General features: G+C 70.8%; 23 protein-coding genes. 13 read left to right on the forward strand and 10 right to left on the reverse strand.

The window, feature by feature from the left end:
• Positions 1-123 precede the first annotated feature (123 nt).
• On the forward strand, positions 124-1,089 hold the full coding sequence (locus ACLF3G_RS12800; RefSeq protein WP_430669767.1) for a Bug family tripartite tricarboxylate transporter substrate binding protein: 966 nt from the start codon (positions 124-126) through the stop codon (positions 1,087-1,089).
• A gap of 91 nt (positions 1,090-1,180) precedes the next feature.
• Positions 1,181-3,199 carry a hybrid sensor histidine kinase/response regulator gene (locus tag ACLF3G_RS12805; protein ID WP_430669768.1) on the forward strand — a complete coding sequence of 673 codons (2,019 nt, stop codon included), beginning with the start codon at positions 1,181-1,183 and terminating at the stop codon, positions 3,197-3,199.
• Positions 3,200-3,202: 3 nt separating this feature from the next.
• Here the strand turns inward: ACLF3G_RS12805 and ACLF3G_RS12810 are convergent, their stop codons facing one another.
• The 4 genes from ACLF3G_RS12810 to ACLF3G_RS12825 all read right to left on the reverse strand — a co-directional run bounded on the left by ACLF3G_RS12810 (position 3,203) and on the right by ACLF3G_RS12825 (position 7,413).
• Entirely contained in the window at positions 3,203-4,381 is a 1,179-nt protein-coding gene (locus tag ACLF3G_RS12810; RefSeq protein WP_430669769.1) for a M20 aminoacylase family protein, read from the reverse strand.
• Between the two features lie 61 nt (positions 4,382-4,442).
• Entirely contained in the window at positions 4,443-5,288 is an 846-nt protein-coding gene (locus ACLF3G_RS12815) for an SDR family oxidoreductase (RefSeq protein ID WP_430669770.1), read from the reverse strand.
• Entirely contained in the window at positions 5,289-7,004 is a 1,716-nt protein-coding gene (locus ACLF3G_RS12820) for a dihydroxy-acid dehydratase (protein ID WP_430669771.1), read from the reverse strand. It abuts the gene before it with no gap.
• Positions 6,988-7,413 (reverse strand): VOC family protein, encoded by a 426-nt coding sequence (locus tag ACLF3G_RS12825; RefSeq protein WP_430669772.1) that lies wholly within the window; start codon positions 7,411-7,413, stop codon positions 6,988-6,990. Before ACLF3G_RS12825 ends, ACLF3G_RS12820 begins: the two co-directional genes overlap by 17 nt.
• Positions 7,414-7,631: 218 nt before the next feature.
• Between ACLF3G_RS12825 and rplM the strand changes: the two genes are divergently transcribed.
• From rplM to ACLF3G_RS12850, 5 genes are all read left to right on the forward strand, one after another.
• Positions 7,632-8,135 carry a 50S ribosomal protein L13 gene (gene rplM / locus ACLF3G_RS12830; protein ID WP_430669773.1) on the forward strand — a complete coding sequence of 168 codons (504 nt, stop codon included), beginning with the start codon at positions 7,632-7,634 and terminating at the stop codon, positions 8,133-8,135.
• 2 nt (positions 8,136-8,137) lie between these two features.
• A complete protein-coding gene (rpsI, locus tag ACLF3G_RS12835) occupies positions 8,138-8,662 on the forward strand; it encodes a 30S ribosomal protein S9 (RefSeq protein ID WP_430669774.1) in 525 nt (174 codons plus the stop codon).
• A gap of 129 nt (positions 8,663-8,791) precedes the next feature.
• Positions 8,792-9,751 (forward strand): N-acetyl-gamma-glutamyl-phosphate reductase, encoded by a 960-nt coding sequence (gene argC / locus ACLF3G_RS12840; RefSeq protein WP_430669775.1) that lies wholly within the window; start codon positions 8,792-8,794, stop codon positions 9,749-9,751.
• A gap of 18 nt (positions 9,752-9,769) precedes the next feature.
• A complete protein-coding gene (locus tag ACLF3G_RS12845) occupies positions 9,770-10,297 on the forward strand; it encodes a gamma carbonic anhydrase family protein (RefSeq protein WP_430669776.1) in 528 nt (175 codons plus the stop codon).
• Positions 10,298-10,473: 176 nt separating this feature from the next.
• Positions 10,474-11,058: a hypothetical protein gene (locus tag ACLF3G_RS12850; RefSeq protein ID WP_430669777.1), complete on the forward strand. Its 585-nt coding sequence runs from the start codon at positions 10,474-10,476 to the stop codon at positions 11,056-11,058.
• 116 nt (positions 11,059-11,174) lie between these two features.
• On the opposite strand, the gene ACLF3G_RS12855 is transcribed toward ACLF3G_RS12850, so the two are convergent.
• Positions 11,175-11,381, reverse strand: coding sequence for a cold-shock protein (locus tag ACLF3G_RS12855; protein WP_168051108.1), 207 nt, complete (start codon positions 11,379-11,381; stop codon positions 11,175-11,177).
• A 277-nt stretch (positions 11,382-11,658) separates the two neighbouring features.
• Here ACLF3G_RS12855 and ACLF3G_RS12860 point away from each other — a divergent pair, with 277 nt between their 5' ends.
• The 6 genes from ACLF3G_RS12860 (at position 11,659) to ACLF3G_RS12885 (ending at position 16,795) form a co-directional block, all read left to right on the forward strand.
• Entirely contained in the window at positions 11,659-12,576 is a 918-nt protein-coding gene (locus ACLF3G_RS12860; protein WP_430669778.1) for a metal ABC transporter substrate-binding protein, read from the forward strand.
• Positions 12,576-13,448 carry an ATP-binding cassette domain-containing protein gene (locus ACLF3G_RS12865; protein WP_430669779.1) on the forward strand — a complete coding sequence of 291 codons (873 nt, stop codon included), beginning with the start codon at positions 12,576-12,578 and terminating at the stop codon, positions 13,446-13,448. Before ACLF3G_RS12860 ends, ACLF3G_RS12865 begins: the two co-directional genes overlap by 1 nt.
• Before the next feature lie 181 nt (positions 13,449-13,629).
• Entirely contained in the window at positions 13,630-14,478 is an 849-nt protein-coding gene (locus ACLF3G_RS12870) for a metal ABC transporter permease (protein WP_430669780.1), read from the forward strand.
• Positions 14,475-15,329, forward strand: coding sequence for a metal ABC transporter permease (locus ACLF3G_RS12875; protein WP_430669781.1), 855 nt, complete (start codon positions 14,475-14,477; stop codon positions 15,327-15,329). The genes ACLF3G_RS12870 and ACLF3G_RS12875 overlap by 4 nt, the downstream gene beginning before the upstream one ends.
• A gap of 54 nt (positions 15,330-15,383) precedes the next feature.
• Positions 15,384-15,839 carry a manganese-binding transcriptional regulator MntR gene (gene mntR / locus ACLF3G_RS12880; RefSeq protein ID WP_430669782.1) on the forward strand — a complete coding sequence of 152 codons (456 nt, stop codon included), beginning with the start codon at positions 15,384-15,386 and terminating at the stop codon, positions 15,837-15,839.
• Positions 15,836-16,795 carry a sterol desaturase family protein gene (locus tag ACLF3G_RS12885; protein WP_430669783.1) on the forward strand — a complete coding sequence of 320 codons (960 nt, stop codon included), beginning with the start codon at positions 15,836-15,838 and terminating at the stop codon, positions 16,793-16,795. Before mntR ends, ACLF3G_RS12885 begins: the two co-directional genes overlap by 4 nt.
• Here ACLF3G_RS12885 and ACLF3G_RS12890 read toward each other — a convergent pair.
• The 5 genes from ACLF3G_RS12890 to ACLF3G_RS12910 all read right to left on the reverse strand — a co-directional run bounded on the left by ACLF3G_RS12890 (position 16,763) and on the right by ACLF3G_RS12910 (position 19,244).
• The gene (locus tag ACLF3G_RS12890) at positions 16,763-16,966 is read right to left on the reverse strand and encodes a DUF4170 domain-containing protein (RefSeq protein WP_430669784.1); all 204 of its coding nucleotides are present in this window, start codon (positions 16,964-16,966) and stop codon (positions 16,763-16,765) included. The genes ACLF3G_RS12885 and ACLF3G_RS12890 overlap by 33 nt on opposite strands.
• Positions 16,967-17,035: 69 nt before the next feature.
• Entirely contained in the window at positions 17,036-17,392 is a 357-nt protein-coding gene (locus ACLF3G_RS12895; RefSeq protein WP_430669785.1) for a hypothetical protein, read from the reverse strand.
• A 97-nt stretch (positions 17,393-17,489) separates the two neighbouring features.
• On the reverse strand, positions 17,490-18,410 hold the full coding sequence (locus ACLF3G_RS12900; protein WP_430669786.1) for a LysR family transcriptional regulator: 921 nt from the start codon (positions 18,408-18,410) through the stop codon (positions 17,490-17,492).
• A 63-nt stretch (positions 18,411-18,473) separates the two neighbouring features.
• Positions 18,474-18,944, reverse strand: a complete 471-nt coding sequence (locus ACLF3G_RS12905) for a M23 family metallopeptidase (RefSeq protein ID WP_430669787.1) — start codon at positions 18,942-18,944, stop codon at positions 18,474-18,476.
• A 9-nt stretch (positions 18,945-18,953) separates the two neighbouring features.
• The gene (locus ACLF3G_RS12910; RefSeq protein WP_430669788.1) at positions 18,954-19,244 is read right to left on the reverse strand and encodes a glycine zipper domain-containing protein; all 291 of its coding nucleotides are present in this window, start codon (positions 19,242-19,244) and stop codon (positions 18,954-18,956) included.
• Positions 19,245-19,258: the final 14 nt, after the last annotated feature.

A 19,258-nucleotide genomic window follows, 5' to 3' on the forward strand; every position in this document is an offset into this window, starting at 1 on the left:
ATACGGCCGCGCCCTGACTGGGCGCGGCTTGACAGGCGCGGGACCCCCTGCACCATGCTTAGAAGCCGAAGTGTTGTCCGCCGACGGCGTGGCGACGCTGCGGCGGCAGGGGGGATTGTCACAATGAAGCACGAGACGACACGCCGAGGCGCGCTGGCCATCGGCCTCGCGGCGCTCACCGCCCCCGCCCTGGCGCAGGGCACCCGCAGCACGCGGCTGGTGGTGCCCTACCCACCGGGCGGCACCACGGACCTCACCGCCCGTCTCATCGCCCCGAAGGCCGCTGAGGATCTTGGACAGTCCTGGGTGATCGAGAACCGCTCCGGCGCCAATGGCGTGGTCGGCGCGGAATCGGTGGCGCGGAGTGCCGCGGATGGCACCACGCTTCTGTATTCGAACGAGGTGCTGACGGTGCTGCCCTTCGTGCAGCGCAACATCCCCTTCGACCTGCGTGCGGATTTCACCCCCGTCGCGCGCACCGTCTCCATACCCTATGTGCTGGTCGGCGGATCGGGCCTGGCGCCGCCGGACCTCGCCGCGCTGCTCGCGGCGCTGCGCGCGACGCCGGACCGCTTCTCCTTTGCCGGCTCCTCGCTCGGCTCCGTCGGGCAGCTGGCGACGGCGGCGCTGTGGCAGAAGCTCGGCGTGGAGACCACCTTCGTCTCCTACCGCGGCACCGGCCCGGCGATGAACGACCTGGTCTCCGGCGCCGTCAGCCTGTTCTTCGCGCCGCTCGGCCCAGCGATCCCGCTGGTCCGTGACGGGCGCCTGCGCGCCTATTGCGTCACCTCCTCCAGCCGCCAGCGCGTACTGCCGGAGGTGCCGACGCTGGTGGAGGGCGGCTTTGCCGACATGATCTACGAGGGCTGGACCGGCATCTGGGGTCCGCGAGGCCTGCCGGCGGACTTCGTCACCCGCGCCAATACGGCGGTGAACCAGGCGGCGGCGGAACCCGCGGTGGCCGCCCGCATGGCTGATCTCGGCCTGACCACGCTGTCCGAATCGGCGGAGCGCTTCGCCGAAATCATCGCGGCGGAGATCACCCGCAACCAGGCACTGGTGGCCGCCGCTCGCATCCAGCCGCAATAGTATTTCGTTCTTTGGTAGCGTGATGTTGTGGTTATACACGCATAGGTGGTAACCTCGGGCGCGCCCCCTGGTCCCGAAGGCACCTCCGCCCGTGTTCAACACCCTCGCGCCACCTGCCTCTCCGGCCGCCGGTGGCGAGACCCGTCGCTGGGACCGGCTGGTCCTGGCCAGCCCGTTCCTGGCCCTGGTCCCGCTCGCCGCCTTCGGGCTGCTGCTTCTGGTGGCCGTCGCCGCGGATCGCCGGGCGGACCGCCGGGACGACGTGTTGCACAGCGCCACCGCGCTGGCCGCAGGCCTGGATGCCGAGCTGCGTGCCGGGATGCGGGCGCTCGATGCGCTGTCCGGGTCGCCGCGCCTGGCGGCGGGTGACCTGGCCGGGTTTCGGCAGGAGGCGCAGCGGCTGCTGGCGCGGGAGCCGCAGTGGTTCACCATCGCCCTGACCGATGGCGAGCGGCAATTGCTGAACCTGCGCTTCCCCGAGGGTGCGCTGCTGCCGCCGGTGCAGGACCTGGCCGCCGTCGGCAGCGTGCTGCGCAGCGGCCTGCCGGCCCCGGGCGGGCTCGTGGATGGCCGCGTGTCCTTCCGCGTTCCGGTGCGGGCGGACGGGGCGGTGCGCTACGCCCTGGTGGCGACGCAGGAAGCGACAAGCTTCGCGCAGTTGCTGGATCGCGTCGGCCTGCGCCCCGGCTGGTCCGCGCTGCTGCTGGATGGCGAAGGTCGGATGATCGCCCGCGCCGCGACCGGCGGGGCGGAGGCCGAGATGCTGCGCCCGGCGCTCGACCAGCGCCGCAGCCCGGTGGCCGTCGGGGACATGCTGGCGCTCGCCCTGCCGGTTGGCGATTCGCGCTGGTCCCTGGTGGTCGCGGCGCCACGCCATGGCCTGGCCGAGGCCGGGCTTGGATGGCTGATCGCGGCACTCGGCGCCTCCGCCCTGCTGGCGGCGCTTGGTCTGGCGGTGCGGCTGCAACGGCGGGACCGGGGGCAGGCGGCACAGATGCAGCGTCGGCAGGCGGATGCGCTGACGCGTGCGCTGAAGCAGGAGCGCAGCCGTATCGAGCTGATGACCGCCGTGAGCCAGGACCTGCGCCCGCCGCTGGCAGCGCTGCTGGCGCAGAATGCCCGCCTCGCGGAAGCCGGCCTGCCGAAGCCGGCGCGGGGCTGGGTGGAGGATCAGCGCCGCGCCGGCACCGCACTGCTCGCCCTGGTCGACGACGTGCTGGATTTCGCCCGGCTGGAGGATGGCGGCATCGTACTGGAGGATGCCGATATCGAGATCGCCGTCCTGCTGGATGACTGCGCGGCCCGGCTGCGCCCGCTGGCGCAGGAAAAGGGGGTGGCGCTGCGCGTTGCCATCGATCCCGGCCTGCCACGCTGGCTGCGTGGCGACCCGCTGCGCCTGCGCCAGGTCACCTTGCGGCTGCTGGAACACGCCATCGGCGCCAGCACGGCGGGGGAGGTGCTGCTGGCCGCCCGGCTGACCCCGCGCCCAGAACAGGTGGAGATCACGGCTGTGGATTCCGGTCCGGGGCTCCCGGCCGAGGATCTGGCGCGGCTGTTCGAGGGCGGCGGCGCCGCCGGTGGCTTCGGCCTTGCGCTATGCCGGTTGCTGGCGCGGGCGATGGGTGGGGGCATCACGGCGGCGAACCTGCCAGGCCGTGGCACGCGCCTGACCTTCCAACTGCCCTTCCGCCCGGGCGCAGCGCCGCCGGCGCCCCGCAGCGGTCCCGCGCTGCGCGTCCTGGTGGCGGAGGACGTGACGGCCAGCAGGATGCTGCTGACCACCATGCTGGCCCGTGCCGGGCATGCGGTGACGGCGGTGGAGGACGGCCCCGCCGCGCTCGCCGCCCTGCATGGCGCGGGCTTCGACCTGGCAGTGCTGGACCTGCAGATGCCGGGTCTGGGCGGTCTCGGCGTGGCGCGGGCGGTGCGGGAGATGCCCGGCACGCTGGGCCGCGTGCCGCTGATCGCGCTGACCGCCGACCCCGGCGAATGGGTTGAGGCCGATTGCCGGGCCGCAGGCTTCGACGCCGTGCTGCGCAAGCCCTTCGAGACCCGGCGCCTGCTGGGACTGGTCGACGGGCTGCGCGGCCGGGTCGCGCAGGGGGTGTAGGCGCTACCCCCGCCGCGGCATCACCTGTTCTGCCAGCGTGGCGAACCAGGAGGCGCCGATGGGCAGGATCTCGTCGTTGAAGTCGTACTTCGGGTGGTGGACCATGGCATCGCCCTCGCCCTTGCCGCCGCCGAGGAACAGGTAGGCGCCCGGCTTCTCGTTCAGCATGAAGCTGAAATCCTCGCCCCCCATCGTCGGTTGCGGCAGCTTCTGGGCTCGCGCCTCGCCGACCACGGTTGCGGCGGCCTTGGCGGCGATGTCGGTGCTCTCCGGCTCATTCACCGTGGCGGGATAGGCGCGGGTGAAGCTGCATTCGGCGCTGGCGCCGAATGCACTGGCGACGCCGGTGACGATCTCGCGGAACTTGCTCTCCAGCAGGTCACCGACCTCGGGCAGGAACCAGCGCGCCGTGCCCTGCAGCTTCACGCTCTCCGGGATGACGTTGAAGGTGAAGCCGCCAGTGATGTGGCCGATGGTGATGACGCCGGCTTCCAGCGGGTTCAGGTTGCGGGCGACGATGGATTGCAGCGCGGTGACGATGTGCGCCGAGATCAGGATGGGGTCGACGCCGTTGTGCGGCATGGCGCCGTGTGCGCCGCGGCCGGTGATGGTCGCCTCCAGGTTGGCCACCGCCGCCATGACCGGGCCGGGTGCGTGCAGGAAGATGCCGGCCGGCGCGCCGGGCCAGTTGTGCAGGCCGAAGATGCGGTCCATCGGGAAGCGCTCGAACAGGCCTTCCTTCACCATCACCTCGCCGCCGGCCAGGTTCTCCTCCGCCGGCTGGAACACCAGGTAGACGGTGCCGTCGAAGTTGCGGGTTTCCGCCAGGTACTTCGCGGCGCCGAGCAGCATGGTGGTGTGCCCGTCATGGCCGCAGGCATGCATGATGCCAGGGGTCTTCGACGCATAGGGCTTGCCGGTGGCTTCCTCGATCGGCAGCGCGTCCATGTCGGCGCGGAAGCCGATGGCGCGGCCGGAATTGCCGGTGCCGCGGATCACGCCGACGACGCCGGTGGTGGCGATGCCGGTCACCACCTCATCCACGCCGAATTCGCGCAGCTTCTCCGCCACCACGCGGCTGGTGCGGGTTTCGGTGAAGCCGAGTTCGGGGTGCTGGTGGAAATCCTGGCGCCACGCCGTCATGTCCGGGTGGAATTCGGCGATGCGGTTGATGATGGGCATGCTCGTGCTCCGCGCGTTTCAGCCTGTGTGCGTCGGCGCCGGGCGGAGGGCAAGACGGGCCTCAGGCAAAGGTGCGTGCGAGTCCATTCTCCAGCGGCATGCCGACGACGCCGAGGCGGTCGCACATCGGCGCCACGTCGAAGGCCTTGTCCTCCAGCAGCCGCCGCAACTCGTCCGGCCGGATACGCGGCAGGCCGGGGATGATCCGGGTCAGCGGCGCGGCGGCGCGCAGCAGGGCTGCGGGCAGCGGCAGGATGCGGGGTGGCGGCAGCCCGGCGGCGCGCGCGACGGCGGCGACGAAATCGCGGTAGGGCAGGGGCTCCGGCCCCGCCACCACCAGCGCCTCCGGCCCCTGCCAGTCCACGTCGAGTGCGGCCAGGATGCAGCGGGTCAGGTCCTCCTGGTGGATCGGCTGCACCAGGGCGCGGCCGCCGCCGGGCAGCGGAGCGAAGGGCAGGCGGCGCAGCAAAGCGGCCAGGCGCTGGACATTGTCCTCCCCGGCCGCGCCATAGATCATGGTGGGGTGCAGCATGACGCCGCGCCGGCCACTGGCGAGGAACGCCGCCTCGCCCTGCCGCACGCCGTCGCCATGTTCGTCCGGCCAGCGGGAGAAGCGGCGGGTGGAACCCAGCAGCACCAGCCTTGCATCCGTGGGTGCCGCGGCCAGCACCGCCGGCGCGTGCCGGGCATGGGCGCAGTTCACCACCGCCACCACACCCTCCAGCGCCCGCGCCACGGCGGCCGCGTCGCGGAGATCCGCGACGCGCGCCTCGCCCGGCAGGCCGAGCGCCTGCCAGCGGCCAAGGTCCCGCACCACGGGCCGGACACGGCGTCCCGCGGCCAGCAGCGCCCGGCACAGGGCCGAACCGCTGCGGCCGCCGGCGCCGATGACCGCCGTTTCGCCCAATCAGCGGGCCGGCGGCAGCATGAAGGCGAGGTCAGCACCCTGCGGCGCCTGCGTCACCTGTTCATGCACCAGCCGGTCCCAGCCCCGCGCCGGGGCGGGGGCGGGGGACCAGGCGGCGCGGCGGCGGGTCATCTCCGCCTCCTCCACCAGCAATTCGATGCGGCGGTCCTTCACCGAAAGCCGGATGCGGTCGCCGGTCTGCGCCAGCGCCAGCGGACCGCCGACGGAAGCCTCCGGCGCCACATGCAGCACGATGGTGCCGAAGGCGGTGCCGGACATGCGGCAGTCGGATATCCGCACCATGTCCTTCACGCCGGCCCGCGCCAGCTTCTTCGGAATCGGCAGGTAGCCGGCCTCCGGCATCCCCGCCGGGCTGCGCGGCCCGGCGTTCTTCAGCACCAGGATGTCGGTCGCCAGCACGTCGAGGTCCGGGTCGTCGATCCGGTTGGACAGGTCCGCCAGCCCGTCGAACACCAGGCAGCGCGCCTCGGTCTCGAACAGTGATTCGGTGGCGGCGCTGCGCTTGAGGATGGCGCCATCCGGGGCGAGCGACCCGTACAGCGTGACCAGCCCGCCAACCGGCGAAACCGGCTTGTCCCGCGCCCGGATGATCTTGCGGTCGACGAAGTGGCTGCCGTCACCGATGCGGTCGCGCAGGGTCACGCCGTCCAGGTCCAGCGTCTCCAGGTCCAGCAGGTCCCGGATTTCCCACAGCAGCGCCTGCATGCCGCCGGCGGCGTGGAAATCCTCCATGTAGCCCTCGCCGGTCGGCTTCAGGTCGACCAGCACCGGCGTGGTTTCCGACAGCGCGTCGAGCCGCCGCAGGTCCAGCGAAAGGCCCGCCCGCCCTGCGATCGCGGCCAGATGGACCACCGCGTTGGTGGACCCGCCGAGGGCCAGCAGCACCCGCACGGCGTTGTCGAGGTTGCCCTGCGTCATCAGGGACAGCGGCGAGACCGGCTTGTGGATCAGCCGCACCGCCTGCGCGCCGGCTTCCTCCGCCATGCGCAGCCGGTCGGCATGCACGGCGGGGGCGGAGGCCGCGTCCAGCGGCATGAAGCCCAAGGTGCTGGCGATGCAGGCCATGGTGCTCGCCGTGCCCATCACGCCGCAGGTCCCGGCGGTGGTGGCGAGTTTTCCTTCAAGCGTCGCGATCCGCTCGGAGGACACGTCCCCGGCCCGGTAGCGTGCCCAGTAGCGCCGGCAGTCCGTGCAGGCAGACAGGCGTTCGCCCGCGAAGGACTGCGCCAGCATCGGGCCGACCACCAGCATGACGCTCGGCGTCCCGGCGCTGATCGCCGCCATCAACTGCGCCGGCACCGTCTTGTCGCAGCCACCGACCAGCACCGCGGCGTCCATCGGCTGATTGGCCAACATCGCCTCGGTGTCGAGCGCCATCAGGTTGCGGTAGTGCATGGAGCACGGCGAAAGCGAGGGCTCGCAGATGCTGATGGTCGGGAAGGCCAGCGGCAGGCCGCCGGCCGCCAGCACGCCACGCTTGACCGCCTCGATCAGCTCCGGCGCGGTGCGGTGGCAGTTGTTGTAGTCGGACCCGGTGTCGGCGATGCCGACCACCGGCTTGTCCAGCATCGCCTGGGAATAGCCCATGGACTTGGCGAAGGACCGGCGCAGGTACAGGGCGAAATCCGGATCACCGTAGTTCGAGGCGTTGCGACCCAGGCCGAAGGGCTTGGGTTTGTCAGCTGGGCCGGTCATCCGGTTCCTCCGAGGTCGCTTCATGCCGGTGGCACACGCAGCACAGCTTGTGGCCATCCGGGTCGCGCAGATACGCGCCGTAGAAGTCGGCATGATAATGCGGCCGCAGCCCAGGGCTACCCTCCTCCCGCGCGCCCATCGCGAGCGCCGCGGCGTGGAAGGCGCGGACGGCGGCGCGGTCCGGCGCCTCGAAGGCCACCGTGGTGCCGTTGCCGGCGCTGGCCGGTTGGCCATCGATCGGGCGCATCAGCCAGAATTGTGGGGAGGCCTCCGGCCCCGCGGCATAGCCGGCCTGACCCTGGGCGTGGTCGGTGTGGAAGCGCGGCAGGCCGAGCGGGGTGAGCAGGCGGTCGTAGAAGTCCAGGGCGCGGTTGAAGTCGTTGGTGCCGAGGGTGACGTGGCTGAACATGGCTGGCTCCTTCGCTGCTGTGGCGGCTGCCACGGGGCTGGTGGCGGCTGCCACGGGACTGGTGGCGGCTTGCCACGGGGGCGCTTGATCCGTCTTGCGGAGCTGCCGGCGGCTGACGGTATCCCAATACCACAGCCCTGAATGCCCGGCTTTTGCTTGACTTCCCGCCGCCCAGGGACGATACCCCGCGCCACTCTGAATTGCGGAATTGCCCAAAAATGCTGACGAGAGAGACCCGCTCGCTGAAGCCGGCCGAGGTCAAGAAGAACTGGGTGCTGATCGATGCGGAGGGCCTGGTCCTCGGCCGCCTCGCCAGCATCATCGCGAACCGGCTGCGCGGCAAGCACAAGGCCGTCTTCACCCCGCATGTCGATTGCGGCGACCATGTCGTCGTGATCAACGCGAAGAAGGTGCGCGTTACCGGCCAGAAGGCCGAGCAGGCCGTGTTCTACTGGCACACTGGCTATGCCGGCGGCATCAAGGGCCGCACCCTGGCGGAGCGCCTGGACAGCCCGCATCCGGAGCGGGTGCTGGAGAAGGCGGTGGAGCGCATGATCACGCGTGGTCCGCTCGGTCGCGCCCAGATGCGCAACCTGCACGTCTATTCCGGCCCCGAGCATCCGCATGCCGGCAACACGCCGCAGGCCCTGGATGTCGCCGCCATGAACCGCAAGAACGTTTTTGGCGCGCCTGCGAAGGCCAGCGCCGGTAAGGCTGCCTGAGCATGAGCGAAACCACCCCCTCCGCGGCCCCCGCTGTTGCCCCCCGCAGCGGCTCGCTGTCCGAACTCAAGGACCTGGTGAACGCTGCTGGCGGCACCGCCGGTGAAGCCGCCGTCGTCGTCCAGCCGAAGCGTGACGCCCAGGGCCGTTCCTACGCCACGGGTCGCCGCAAGAACGCCATCGCACGGGTCTGGGTGAAGCCGGGCAAGGGCAACATCGTCATCAACGGCAAGCCGTCCAACACCTACTTCGCGCGCCCCGTGCTGCGGATGGTGATCGGCCAGCCCTTCCTGGTGGCCGACCGCGACCAGCAGTTCGACGTCTTCGCGACGGTGGTCGGCGGCGGCCTGTCCGGCCAGGCCGGCGCGCTGCGCCACGGCATCACCCGCGCGCTCACCTACTACGAGCCGGGCCTGCGCGGCATCCTGAAGAAGGCCGGCTTCCTGACCCGCGACTCGCGCGTCGTCGAGCGCAAGAAGTACGGCAAGGCGAAGGCCCGACGTTCTTTCCAGTTCTCCAAGCGCTGACGCCTCGCGGACGGGCGTCACGCCCGGCCGCATGGCTGGTACATCAGGGGGGCAGGTCCGCAAGGACCTGCCCCTCTTGCTTTTTCGGCCGCCGGAGGGCGGCATGGCTGCGATCGAGGGAACACCACCATGGCCAAGGGATCCATCCCTAGCGTCTTCATCGATGGCGAGGCCGGCACCACCGGCCTGCAGATCCGCGAACGCCTGGCGCGATTCCCCGCCATCGCGCTGCGCAGCATCCCCGACGCCCAGCGCAAGGATGCCGCCGCCAAACGCGCGCTGATGGCGGAGGTGGACCTGGTGGTGCTCTGCCTGCCGGATGACGCCGCCAAGGAAAGCGCCGCGATGGCCGCCGGCCTCGGCGCCGACGCGCCGAAGCTGATCGATGCCTCCACCGCGCACCGCGTCGATCCCGATTGGGTCTATGGCTTTCCGGAGTTGAACGCGGCCCAGGCGGCCGCGGTGGCGGGCGCCGCGCGCGTCTCCAACCCGGGCTGCTACCCCACCGGCGGCATCGCGCTGATCCGCCCGCTGGTCGAGGCCGGCATCCTGCCGCGCGACTATCCCATTACCATCAACGCCGTCTCCGGCTATTCCGGCGGCGGCAAGTCGATGATCGCGGAGTTCGAGCCGGCCCGCACTGCGGCGCCCTTCTTCCTGTACGGCCTGAACCTCGATCACAAGCATGTGCCCGAGTTGCAGCGCTATTCGGACCTGGCGCGGCGGCCGATCTTCGTGCCCTCCGTCGGCGATTTCGCGCAGGGCATGCTGGTTTCGGTCCCGCTGCACCTGGACCTGCTGACGGGCCGGCCGAGCCCCGCCGACCTTGAGGCCTGTCTGCGCGCCGCCTATGCGCAATCCGGGTGGGTGCGGGTGGCGGCGGCGGACCCGAAGGCGCGGCTGGCGCCGGAGGATCTGAACGGCAGCAATTTCCTGGAATTGCGCGTCTTCGGCCACCCGCAGCATGGCCAGGCCGTGCTGGTGGCCAGGCTGGACAATCTCGGCAAGGGCGCGTCCGGTGCGGCGGTCCAGAACATCGGGCTGATGCTCGGCGTGGATGTCGCCGCGGCCCTGCCGCTGGCGGCCTGACTCAAGGGAAGAAGTGCAATGACCGGCCCCATCCTGCCTTTCGAGGACAAACTGCCGAAAATCCACCCGGAGGCCTGGGTGGCGCCGACGGCCGTCGTGGTCGGCGACGTCGAGATCGGTGAGGACAGCAGCGTCTGGTATCACTGCGTGCTGCGCGGCGACACGAACATCATGCGCATCGGCGCCCGCACCAACATCCAGGATGGCAGCATCCTGCACCTGAATGCCGGGGCGGAGCCGCTGCTGATCGGTGACGACGTGACCATCGGCCACGCCTGCATCGTGCATGCCTGCACCCTGAAGAACCGCGCCTTCGTCGGCATGGGCGCCACGGTGCTGGACCGCGCGGTGATCGAGGAGGGCGGCATGCTCGGCGCCGGTGGCCTCCTGCCGCCGGGCAAGGTGATCGGCCCGAACGAGTTGTGGATGGGCAGCCCGGCCAAGCTGGTGCGGGTGATGTCAGCCGAGGAACGCGCCAAGTTCGACCGCACCGCGCCGTCCTATGTCGCGCTGGCCAAGCGGCATCGCGCCAGCCTGGCGCGTTAAACGGCGCGCGCCAGCCTGGCGCGTTAGATGGCGCGCGCCAGCCTGGCGCGTTGAATGGCGCGCGCCAGCCTGGCGCGTTGAACAGGCGCCATCGTGGTGCGTTGATCGGGGGCGACGTTGGGTGGCGGGCTGGCCACGGGCACCCACCTTCCGGAGCAACGATTAAGGAGGTTGCGATGCATCTGCCCCGCCGCGCCACGCTGACGCTTCTTCTCGCGGCCGGCTGCGCCCCATTGGCGCCGACCGCACCGGCCGAGACGGTGAACCTGCCGGCGGCGGGCCTGCCGTTGGGGGCGGGCGACCCAACACGCGGTGCGATCCTCGCATCCTCCTACGCCTTCGGCCGCCCCGCCACGCTCCAGGGCAATCCGGCGGCGGCGGCGGAGGCGCTGGCGCAACTGGAATACCTCACCGCCGAACTCGGCACCGGTGGCGCCTGGCGGGACATGGACCCGCTCGTCTCGGTGGAGTTGCGCCAGGCGCGGGACGAGGCGCGGGCCGCGCTGGGCTTCCGCCAAGCCGCCACCGCACAGGTTGCCGTCAATGCGCTGTACGGCACCGCCGTGGCGCTGCGGCGCAACGATGGCGCCGCCGCCGGTGCCGCGCTCGTGCCACTCGCGCCGCCTGGCGGATCGGAGGCCGCATTGGCCCGCTTGGCGAACCTGCCGCCGCTGCCGCGCGCCGCATCGGCCACCGCACGGGCGCGGGACGCGCTGAACCGGCGCGATTCCGACCGCGGCCGGGATGACTGGAATCGTTGAGGTCGTCCCGCCTGCTCACCTTGGGGTGAGCCGAAACGCAAAACGGCCCCGGTGCTGTTTGCACCGGGGCCGCCTGCAACAGAACCGGCCGAGGCCGGACCGTCAGCCTGTCCGCGTCAGACGCGCTTCAGGTTGCCGGCGGATTCCTTGCCCTGCTGGCCGCGCTGGATCTCGTACTCGATCTTGTCGCCCTCGCGCGGGTCCTGCAGGCCGGCGCGCTGCACGTCAGAAATGTGCAGGAAGACGTCCTTGGAGCCGTCTTCCGGCTGGATGAAGCCGTAGCCCTTGGTCGCGTTGAACCACTTGACGGTGCCGATAGCCATGATGGGGTATCCGTTCATGAGAGTAGGCCGCGCCACGACATCGCGATGCGGATCACGCTGAGGGGAAACGGACACAAGGCTCGGCGCTCGAGGGTGAGCGAGGAAGAGCAGGCCGAACCGAACGACGATGACCCGATTGGTATGACGGGTGGCGGCCTGGATTGCAAGGCCAGGAGTCGCTGCCCTTGCATCGTCTGTAGCCTTGGCTACATACTGACGGCCAAGCCAGATGTTCAACCAGCGCCGACATTCGTTGCCACCCTCATCAGGGATCGCCATGCCATACGTCTCCCGCCGCCTGCTGCTCGGCAGCAGCTTCGCCGCCGTGACCCTGCCGGCCGTGCCCGCCATTGCGCAGGCCGCGCCGAAGCGCATCGTGGCCACCTTCACCGTACTGGCCGACATGGCGCAGAACGTGGCCGGGGAGGCCGCGCTGGTCGAAAGCCTGACGCGCCCCGGCAGCGAGATCCACGACTACGAGCCGACGCCGCTGGACGTGGTGCGGGCGCGCTCGGCCGACCTGGTCCTGTGGAACGGCATGGGGCTGGAGCGCTGGTTCGAGCGCTTCTTCAGCCGCACCGGCGCGACGAGGCAGGCGGTGCTGACCCAGGGGATCGAGCCGGTCGGGATCAATGACGGCCCCTACCGCAACCAGCCCAACCCGCATGCCTGGATGTCGCCCACCTTGGCGCTGGTCTATGTCGAGAACATCCGCCGTGCGCTGTCGGACCTCGACCCGGCCAATGCCGAAACCTATGCGGCCAACGCCGCGCGCTACGCCGACCAGATCCGCGCTGTCGACGCCCGCCTGCGCGAGCGCCTGGCCCGGCTGCCGGCGGATCGCCGGGTGCTCGCGACCTGCGAGGGCGCCTTCAGCTACCTGACCCGCGACTACGGGTTGCAGGAGGCGTATCTATGGCCGATCAACTCCGAGGATGAGGGAACGCCTCGCCAGGTCCGCGCCATGATCGACACCGTCCGCCGCACCCGCGTGCCCGCCGTGTTCTGCGAAAGCACGGTGAACGACCGCCCGATGCGCCAGGTGGCGCGGGAAGCCGGGGCCCGCTACGGCGGCGCGCTCTACGTGGACAGCCTGACGGCGGAGGACGGTGCCGCGCCGACCTACCTGAAGCTTCTGGAAGCCAACGCCGAGATCATCCTGCGCGGCTTCTTCGGAACGGAGGGCGCCCGATAATGGACGGCGGTGCCGCACCGGGCCTGTCTGTCCAGGGGATCTCCGTCAGCTACCCGAACGGCCACCTGGCGCTGCGCGATGCCAGCTTTGCCCTGGCGCCCGGCACGGTCTGCGGGCTGGTCGGCGTCAACGGCAGCGGCAAGTCAACGCTGTTCAAGGCCATCATGGGCCTGGTGAAGCCCGCTGCCGGCCGTGTCCTGATCGGCGGGGAGGGCATCCAGGCGGCGCTGCGCAAGAACCTGGTGGCCTATGTGCCGCAGGCGGAGGAGGTGGACTGGTCCTTCCCCGTCGGCGTGCGCGACGTGGTGATGATGGGCCGCTACGGCCACATGAACATGCTGCGCATCCCGCGCGCCGCCGATCGCGCGGCGGTCGACTCGGCGCTGGCGCGCGTCGGCATGCTGGATTTGGCGGACCGCCAGATCGGCGAATTGTCGGGCGGCCAGCGCAAGCGCGTCTTCCTCGCCCGCGCCCTGGCGCAGGGCGGCCAACTGCTGCTGCTGGACGAGCCCTTCACCGGCGTCGACGTGACGACGGAGGATGCGATCATCGAGCTGCTGAAGGCCCTGCGGACTGAAGGCAAGATCATGCTGGTCTCGACCCACAACCTCGGCAGCGTGCCGACCTTCTGCGACCACGTCGTCCTGGTGAACCGAACCGTGCTGGATTCCGGCCCGACCGAACGGGTCTTCACCGGCCCCAACCTGCTGCGCGCCTTCGGTGGCGCGCTGCGCCAGCACAGCCTGCCGGAGCAGGCCAAGGCGCATGCCCCGCTGGAAGCCGGGAATGTGGTGGTGCTGTCGGATGACGAGCGGCCGCTGGTCATGGCGCCGGATGGCCGTGTGCTTGGCCGCCTGACGCAGGATCTTTGATGGTGCACTTGAAGGCCGCTCGAAGCCCACTTCCTCCGGTGAGGGGTCGACGCGCTGCGTCGAAAGGTGGGCGGGAGGGGCTACCCCGCTGCTCCGCCTGGAACGAGTCCGCGCGCCCGGCACACCCTAACCCAACCCTTTCCCCCTTGAAGGGAGAGAGGACTTTCGCGGTGTCCGGGCGATGAGTGAACTGCTGATCCCTTTCCAGTACGACTACATGCTGCGCGCCATGGGCATCAGCGGCCTGGTCGGCGCCGTGGCCGGGCTGCTGTCCTGCTACGTCGTGCTGAAGGGCTGGTCGCTGATGGGCGATGCGCTGAGCCATGCGGTGGTACCCGGCGTGGTGCTGGCCTGGCTCGGCGGCATCCCCTTCGCCATCGGCGCCTTCGCCTCCGGCATGCTGGCCGCGCTGTGCATGGCGGGGCTGCGTGGCCGGACGCCGATCCGGGAGGATGCGGTGATCGGCGTGGTGTTCACCGGCTTCTTCGGCCTCGGGCTGTTCCTGCTGTCGCTGTGGCCCTCCAACGTCCGGCTGCAGACCATCATCTTCGGCAACGTGCTGGGCATCGCCGATGCCGACATCGTGCAGATGGCGATCATCGCCGTGGTGGTGGCGCTGGCGCTGGGCATCTGGGGGCGCGACCTGATGCTGTCGCTGTTCGATCCGGTGCAGCTCGTCGCGTCCGGCGGCAGTCCCGGGCTGATGCGCGTGCTGCTGCTGATGCTGCTGGCGGCGACCGCCGTCGCCGGGTTGCAGGCGGTGGGCGCGGTGCTGGTCATCGGCATGCTGGTGACGCCGGGCGCCACCGCCTACCTGCTGGCGGACCGCTTCGGACGCATGGCGGCGATCGCCACCGGCATCGGCGCCAGCACCGGCATCATCGGCGCCTATGCGAGCTACTTCCTGGATGGCTCGACCGGCGGCAGCATCGTGGCGTTGCAGGCGGCCATCTTCGTCGCCGTACTGGTCTTCGCGCCGAAGCACGGCATCCGCGCCAGCCGCCGCGCCGCGGCAAAGGCCATTGCATGATCACCGCGTTCATCGAGCCCTGGACCTACGACTTCATGCAGCAGGCGCTCGTCGTCGGGCTGATGGTGGCGACGCTCTCGGCCATCCTGTCCTGCTTCGTGGTGCTGAAGGGCTGGTCGCTTATGGGCGATGCGGTCAGCCATGCCATCCTGCCCGGCGTGGTCGGCGCCTGGATGGCCGGAATCCCGCTGGTGATCGGCGCCTTCGCCGCCGGCCTCGCCTGCGCCATCGCCTCCGGCGCCATCCGTGCGACCTCCCGCGTCAAAGAGGATGCGGCGATGGGCGTGGTGTTCAGCGGCATGTTCGCCGTCGGCCTCATCATGCTGTCGCAGGTGCGGTCGGACGTGCACCTCTCCCACGTGCTGTTCGGCAGCATTCTCGGCATCGAGACGGCGGATTTCTGGCAGACGCTGGCTATCGCTGGCACGGCCTTGCTGATCCTGGCGCTGCGCGGCCGCGATTTGGTGCTGTACTGCTTCGATCCGGGGCAGGCGCGTGTCATCGGCCTGCATGTCGGGCGGCTGCGGCTGCTGCTGCTGACGGTGCTGGCGGCCAGCATCGTGGCCGGGGTGCAGGCGGTGGGCGTCATCCTGGTGGTGGCGCTGCTGATCACGCCCGGGGCCATCGGCCTGCTGATGACCGATCGCTTCGGGCGGATGGTCTGGATTTCGGTGGCCGCGGCCTGCACCTCCACGCTGGTCGGCATCCAGGTCAGCTTCATGCTGGATGCCTCCACCGCCGGATCCATCGTGCTGGCGCTGTCGGCGATCTTCGTGGCGGCCCTGCTGGCCTCGCCCCGCCACGGCCTGCTGCGCCGCAGGCCTGCCGCCTCGGCGGTCGCCGCGGAGTAGAATGAAGCCGGTGCAACAATTTGCGCCGGAGCGTCGCGATGCTAGGTTGGTCAGATGACCACGGCCAATTCCCAGCCGGAGCTACCTGCCGCCGAACAGCCGGATGAGGCTGCGCGCCATGCCTCCGCGCGCACCGCCCGTGCCGCCGCGCTGGCCGAAGACTATGTGGAGATCATCGCCGACCTGCTGGCCCGCGATGCGGAGGCGCGGCCGACCGACATCGCCCGCCGCCTCGGCGTCACCCACGCCACCGCCATCAAGACCATCGGCCGCCTGAAGCGGGACGGCCTGGCGCATTCAAAGCCCTATCGCGGCGTCTTCCTGACCGAGGCCGGCCACGACCTCGCCCGCCGTGTCCGCGCCCGGCACCAGACCGTGGTTGCCTTCCTCGCCGCGCTTGGCGTGCCGGCGGAGATCGCGGAGGCCGATGCCGAGGGCATCGAGCATCATGTCAGCGACGCCACGCTGGCCGCCTTCGAACGCTTCCTGGCGCGCGGGACTGCCCGATGATCGAATTCCTCGACGGCGTCCGCGCCAGCCTGCACGAGGCCTACCTGATCCCGCTGCTGTACGAGGCGGGTCTGATGGGGTGGGAGGAGGAGGCCTTCGACTGGCTCGGCTTCGCCCTGCTGGGCCTGGTGCAGATCGCCGTCTGCATCCTGCTGTGCGGCACGCTGGAGAAGTGGCGCCCGGTGGAGCGCTGGCCGGACCAGGGGCCGGTGCACACCGATATCCTGTACACCCTGCTGATCCGCCTCGGCATCCTGCCACTGGCGGTCTTCGTCCTGTTCCGTCCGGTCCAGGTCTGGCTGCACGGGACCATCGTGGATTTCGGCGCGGTGCCACCGACGCTGGAATCGCTGATCCCGGCCCTGCGCAACCACCCGATGGTGGCGCTGCTGGTTTATATCGTGGTGCTGGATTTCGGCGAGTACTGGCGCCACCGCCTGCAGCACGCCATCCCGTGGTGGTGGGAACTGCACGCCGTGCACCATGCGCAGAAGCAGATGACCTTCTGGACCGACGACCGCAACCACCTGGTGGACGATGCCATCGCCGCCGTCTGGCTCGGTGTGCTGGCGCTGGCGATCGGCGTGCCGCCGGCGCAGTTCCCGCTGATCGTGCTGGTCACGCGGGTGGTCGAATCGCTGTCCCACGCCAACACAAGGCTGCATTTCGGGGGCTTCGGCGAACGGCTGCTGGTCTCGCCGCGCTTCCACCGGGCGCATCACGGCGAACAGGCCACCGACGTGCAGGGCGTGAACTACGGGGTGCTGCTGCCGGTCTGGGACTGGATGTTCGGCACCGCCGACTGGAACCGGCGCCACTTCCCGGCGACCGGCGTGCCTGGGGCGGACCCGGCGATCGTCACCGGCGGTTTCCTGGCGCAGCAGGCGGCCGGGCTGCGCGCCGCGCTGTCCCGGCTCAGGCCTTCAAGACGTCGGGCGCGCCAGCAGCACGAATAGCCGGTGCGTCGCGATGTCGACCTTGCGGCGCATATGGTCCTGCCAGGCCCGGTTCGCCGTCGCCTCGTCGTGGTAGGGGCCGTGCAGCTCCTCCGTCCCCGGCTCCAGCGTCGCGAAGCTGGTGTCGGTGAAGATGCCGCCCCAGACCACCCAGATCTGCCGCTCGACCATGCCCGAACCCCATCATAGTGCGGCGCAGCAATAGCCGCTGCGCCGCCGCCGCGACAGGGGTAAACCTGCTCAGCGCTGAGGGTTGCCGCGCGCCCGGCGGAACATCTCCATCATGTTGGCAGGGACGTAGATGGTCTCGGTCGATTCGCCGGTGCCGATGGTCACCGGGATGTAGCCGGCGCGGGGGGTCTGCGAGAACATCGCGTCGAGGTGCAGGATGCGCACGTCCATGCCGCCCGGCTCCGACACCATCACCCGGCCGCCGCCAACCAGCGTGCCCTGGCCCATCGGGCCGTAGTCCACCATCATGTTCTCGCCCGTGCCGGTCACCCGCGGGTAGCTCTGCGCCATCGCGTCAGCGGGCAGGGCGGCCGGCACCGCCAGCAGCAGGGCGGCGGCGAGAAAGGTGTTTCGGCTGGTCGTCATGGTGCGTCTCCGTTCGTTGTGCGCGCCGGCAACGGCGGCGCCGCTCCGGATTTCGCCATGACGGCGGCGCGCCGCAGCCCCCCATGTGCGCCCCGCATCAAACCGATGCGCAGCGCGTATTCGTCTGGTCGCAGGAATGGCCATTCGTGAAGCGCGTGCGCCGTGTGGCCTCGACGAAGCGGGCCAGTGGCGCGGGCCAGCGCCGGCCGGCCACCGTCACCAGGCAGACCTGCCGCGCCACCGGCGCATCCTCCACCGGACGCAGCACCAGGCCGGCCTGCACGGCGCTGAACTCCGGCAGGAAGCAGACGCCCATGCCAGCGGCGACGAGGCACTGGATCCAGTCCTCCCGTTCGCTACGGCAGGCACTGACCAGCCTGGCGCCTGCCGCATGCAGGTGGTCGCGCAGGATATCGCGATGCTCGCAGTTCATGCGGGACAGGTAGGCCTGGCCGTCCATGTCGCGCATCGCGATGGATCTGCGGCCGGCGAACGGGTGCGACGGCGCGCAGGCCACCAGGTAGCGCTCGGCATAGAGCGGCTCCGGCTTCAGCCGCTCGTGGAAGGCCTCCGGCTGCACCATCAGCGCTGCGTCCAGGTCGCCCTGCAGCAGCAGTTCCGAAAGCCGGTCTGGCGTGGCATCCGTCAGGCTGATGTCGATCCCCGGCTGGGCGATGCGGAAGCGCCCCAGCAGAGCCCCGAAGCGCGCCGGCCCCAGGCTGCACATCACGCCCAGCCGCAGGTCGGAGCCCTGCAGCCGCAGGTGCAGCGAGACCTGCTTTCGCACGGACCGGCTGCGCGCCACGATATCCTCGATGCGCGGCTGCACCATGCGGCCGAGTGCGGTCAGGTGCGTCGTGCTCCCCTCCCGTACGAAAAGGGGCGCGCCAAGCTCCTTCTCCAGCTTCTGGATGCCGCGCGTCAGCGTCGGCTGCGTCACCCCGCACAGGGCGGCGGCGCGGGTGAAGTGCAGCGTCTGGCTGGCCGCCAGGAAATAGGCCATCTCGCGCAGTTCCACGCCGGTGCTCCGCCCGTTGGGGTCTGTGCGGGCTTCGCCGGCGATGGCTGAATGGTTCCGGCCTCAGCAGGGCCTGACGGGCAGATGCGTCGCCGGGTCCACCCGGATCCCCTGGACCAGCACCTCGAAATGCAGGTGTGTGCCGTAGGTGATGCCGCTGCGGCCGATGCGGCCAAGCCGTTCGCCCTGCGCGACGCGCCGGCGGCCGGTGGCGATGGCCGGCGCCACGCTGCCGAGATGGGCGTAGCGCGTCACCCTCCCATCCGGGTGCCGCAGCTCGACCTCCAGCCCCGCCGCGCCGCGCCGCCGCACCGCGACGACGTGCCCGGCGGCGGCTGCCACGACCCAGGCGCCGGCCGGTGCCGGCAGGTCGATGCCCTGGTGCAGGCGCGACGCCCGCGGCCCGCCGGCGGCTTCCCGCCGTTCCCCGAAGGAGGAGGAGATGCAGGCGGGGGTGACCGGCGCCAGCAGCGCCGCGGGCTCCGCCGATGCGGTCGCCGTGATCGACAGGAAGGCCGCGATCAGGCGCCGCATCGGGTCTCCTCAGCGGTAGCGGCGCTCGTCCCGGTAGCGCCGCGGCGGGCCACGCCGGTCGTCGTAGCGCGGCTCGTAGCGGGACTGCGACTGGTCGTACAGGAAGCCGCCGGCGCCGCCGACGCCGGCACCGAGCAAGGCGCCGAGGCCAGTGTTGCCGCTGAAGGAGCCGAGGACGCCGCCGACGGCGCCGCCGCCGAGGGCGCCGGTGGCGACCCGCTGCTGGGTCGGGTTCAGGTCACCGCAGGCCGAGAGACCGAGGGCGGCAACCAGGGGGAGGGCGAGGCGCATGGTGCGCATGATGGTGGCTCCTT

It is taken from the genome of Falsiroseomonas sp. HC035 (genome assembly GCF_050563525.1).
GTDB lineage: Bacteria > Pseudomonadota > Alphaproteobacteria > Acetobacterales > Acetobacteraceae > Falsiroseomonas.

Excerpts from the sequence above, each read along its gene's own strand:
- ACLF3G_RS12910 (WP_430669788.1), bottom strand. The coding sequence starts at position 19,244 with ATGCGCACCATGCGCCTCGCCCTCCCCCTGGTTGCCGCCCTCGGTCTC.
- ACLF3G_RS12870 (WP_430669780.1), top strand. The coding sequence starts at position 13,630 with ATGAGTGAACTGCTGATCCCTTTCCAGTACGACTACATGCTGCGCGCC.
- rplM (WP_430669773.1), top strand. The coding sequence starts at position 7,632 with ATGCTGACGAGAGAGACCCGCTCGCTGAAGCCGGCCGAGGTCAAGAAG.
- ACLF3G_RS12895 (WP_430669785.1), bottom strand. The coding sequence starts at position 17,392 with ATGACGACCAGCCGAAACACCTTTCTCGCCGCCGCCCTGCTGCTGGCG.
- ACLF3G_RS12860 (WP_430669778.1), top strand. The coding sequence starts at position 11,659 with ATGCCATACGTCTCCCGCCGCCTGCTGCTCGGCAGCAGCTTCGCCGCC.
- ACLF3G_RS12875 (WP_430669781.1), top strand. The coding sequence starts at position 14,475 with ATGATCACCGCGTTCATCGAGCCCTGGACCTACGACTTCATGCAGCAG.
- mntR (WP_430669782.1), top strand. The coding sequence starts at position 15,384 with ATGACCACGGCCAATTCCCAGCCGGAGCTACCTGCCGCCGAACAGCCG.
- ACLF3G_RS12800 (WP_430669767.1), top strand. The coding sequence starts at position 124 with ATGAAGCACGAGACGACACGCCGAGGCGCGCTGGCCATCGGCCTCGCG.
- ACLF3G_RS12885 (WP_430669783.1), top strand. The coding sequence starts at position 15,836 with ATGATCGAATTCCTCGACGGCGTCCGCGCCAGCCTGCACGAGGCCTAC.
- ACLF3G_RS12890 (WP_430669784.1), bottom strand. The coding sequence starts at position 16,966 with ATGGTCGAGCGGCAGATCTGGGTGGTCTGGGGCGGCATCTTCACCGAC.
- ACLF3G_RS12905 (WP_430669787.1), bottom strand. The coding sequence starts at position 18,944 with ATGCGGCGCCTGATCGCGGCCTTCCTGTCGATCACGGCGACCGCATCG.
- ACLF3G_RS12865 (WP_430669779.1), top strand. The coding sequence starts at position 12,576 with ATGGACGGCGGTGCCGCACCGGGCCTGTCTGTCCAGGGGATCTCCGTC.
- rpsI (WP_430669774.1), top strand. The coding sequence starts at position 8,138 with ATGAGCGAAACCACCCCCTCCGCGGCCCCCGCTGTTGCCCCCCGCAGC.
- ACLF3G_RS12820 (WP_430669771.1), bottom strand. The coding sequence starts at position 7,004 with ATGACCGGCCCAGCTGACAAACCCAAGCCCTTCGGCCTGGGTCGCAAC.
- ACLF3G_RS12845 (WP_430669776.1), top strand. The coding sequence starts at position 9,770 with ATGACCGGCCCCATCCTGCCTTTCGAGGACAAACTGCCGAAAATCCAC.
- ACLF3G_RS12855 (WP_168051108.1), bottom strand. The coding sequence starts at position 11,381 with ATGGCTATCGGCACCGTCAAGTGGTTCAACGCGACCAAGGGCTACGGC.
- ACLF3G_RS12825 (WP_430669772.1), bottom strand. The coding sequence starts at position 7,413 with ATGTTCAGCCACGTCACCCTCGGCACCAACGACTTCAACCGCGCCCTG.
- ACLF3G_RS12810 (WP_430669769.1), bottom strand. The coding sequence starts at position 4,381 with ATGCCCATCATCAACCGCATCGCCGAATTCCACCCGGACATGACGGCG.
- ACLF3G_RS12850 (WP_430669777.1), top strand. The coding sequence starts at position 10,474 with ATGCATCTGCCCCGCCGCGCCACGCTGACGCTTCTTCTCGCGGCCGGC.
- argC (WP_430669775.1), top strand. The coding sequence starts at position 8,792 with ATGGCCAAGGGATCCATCCCTAGCGTCTTCATCGATGGCGAGGCCGGC.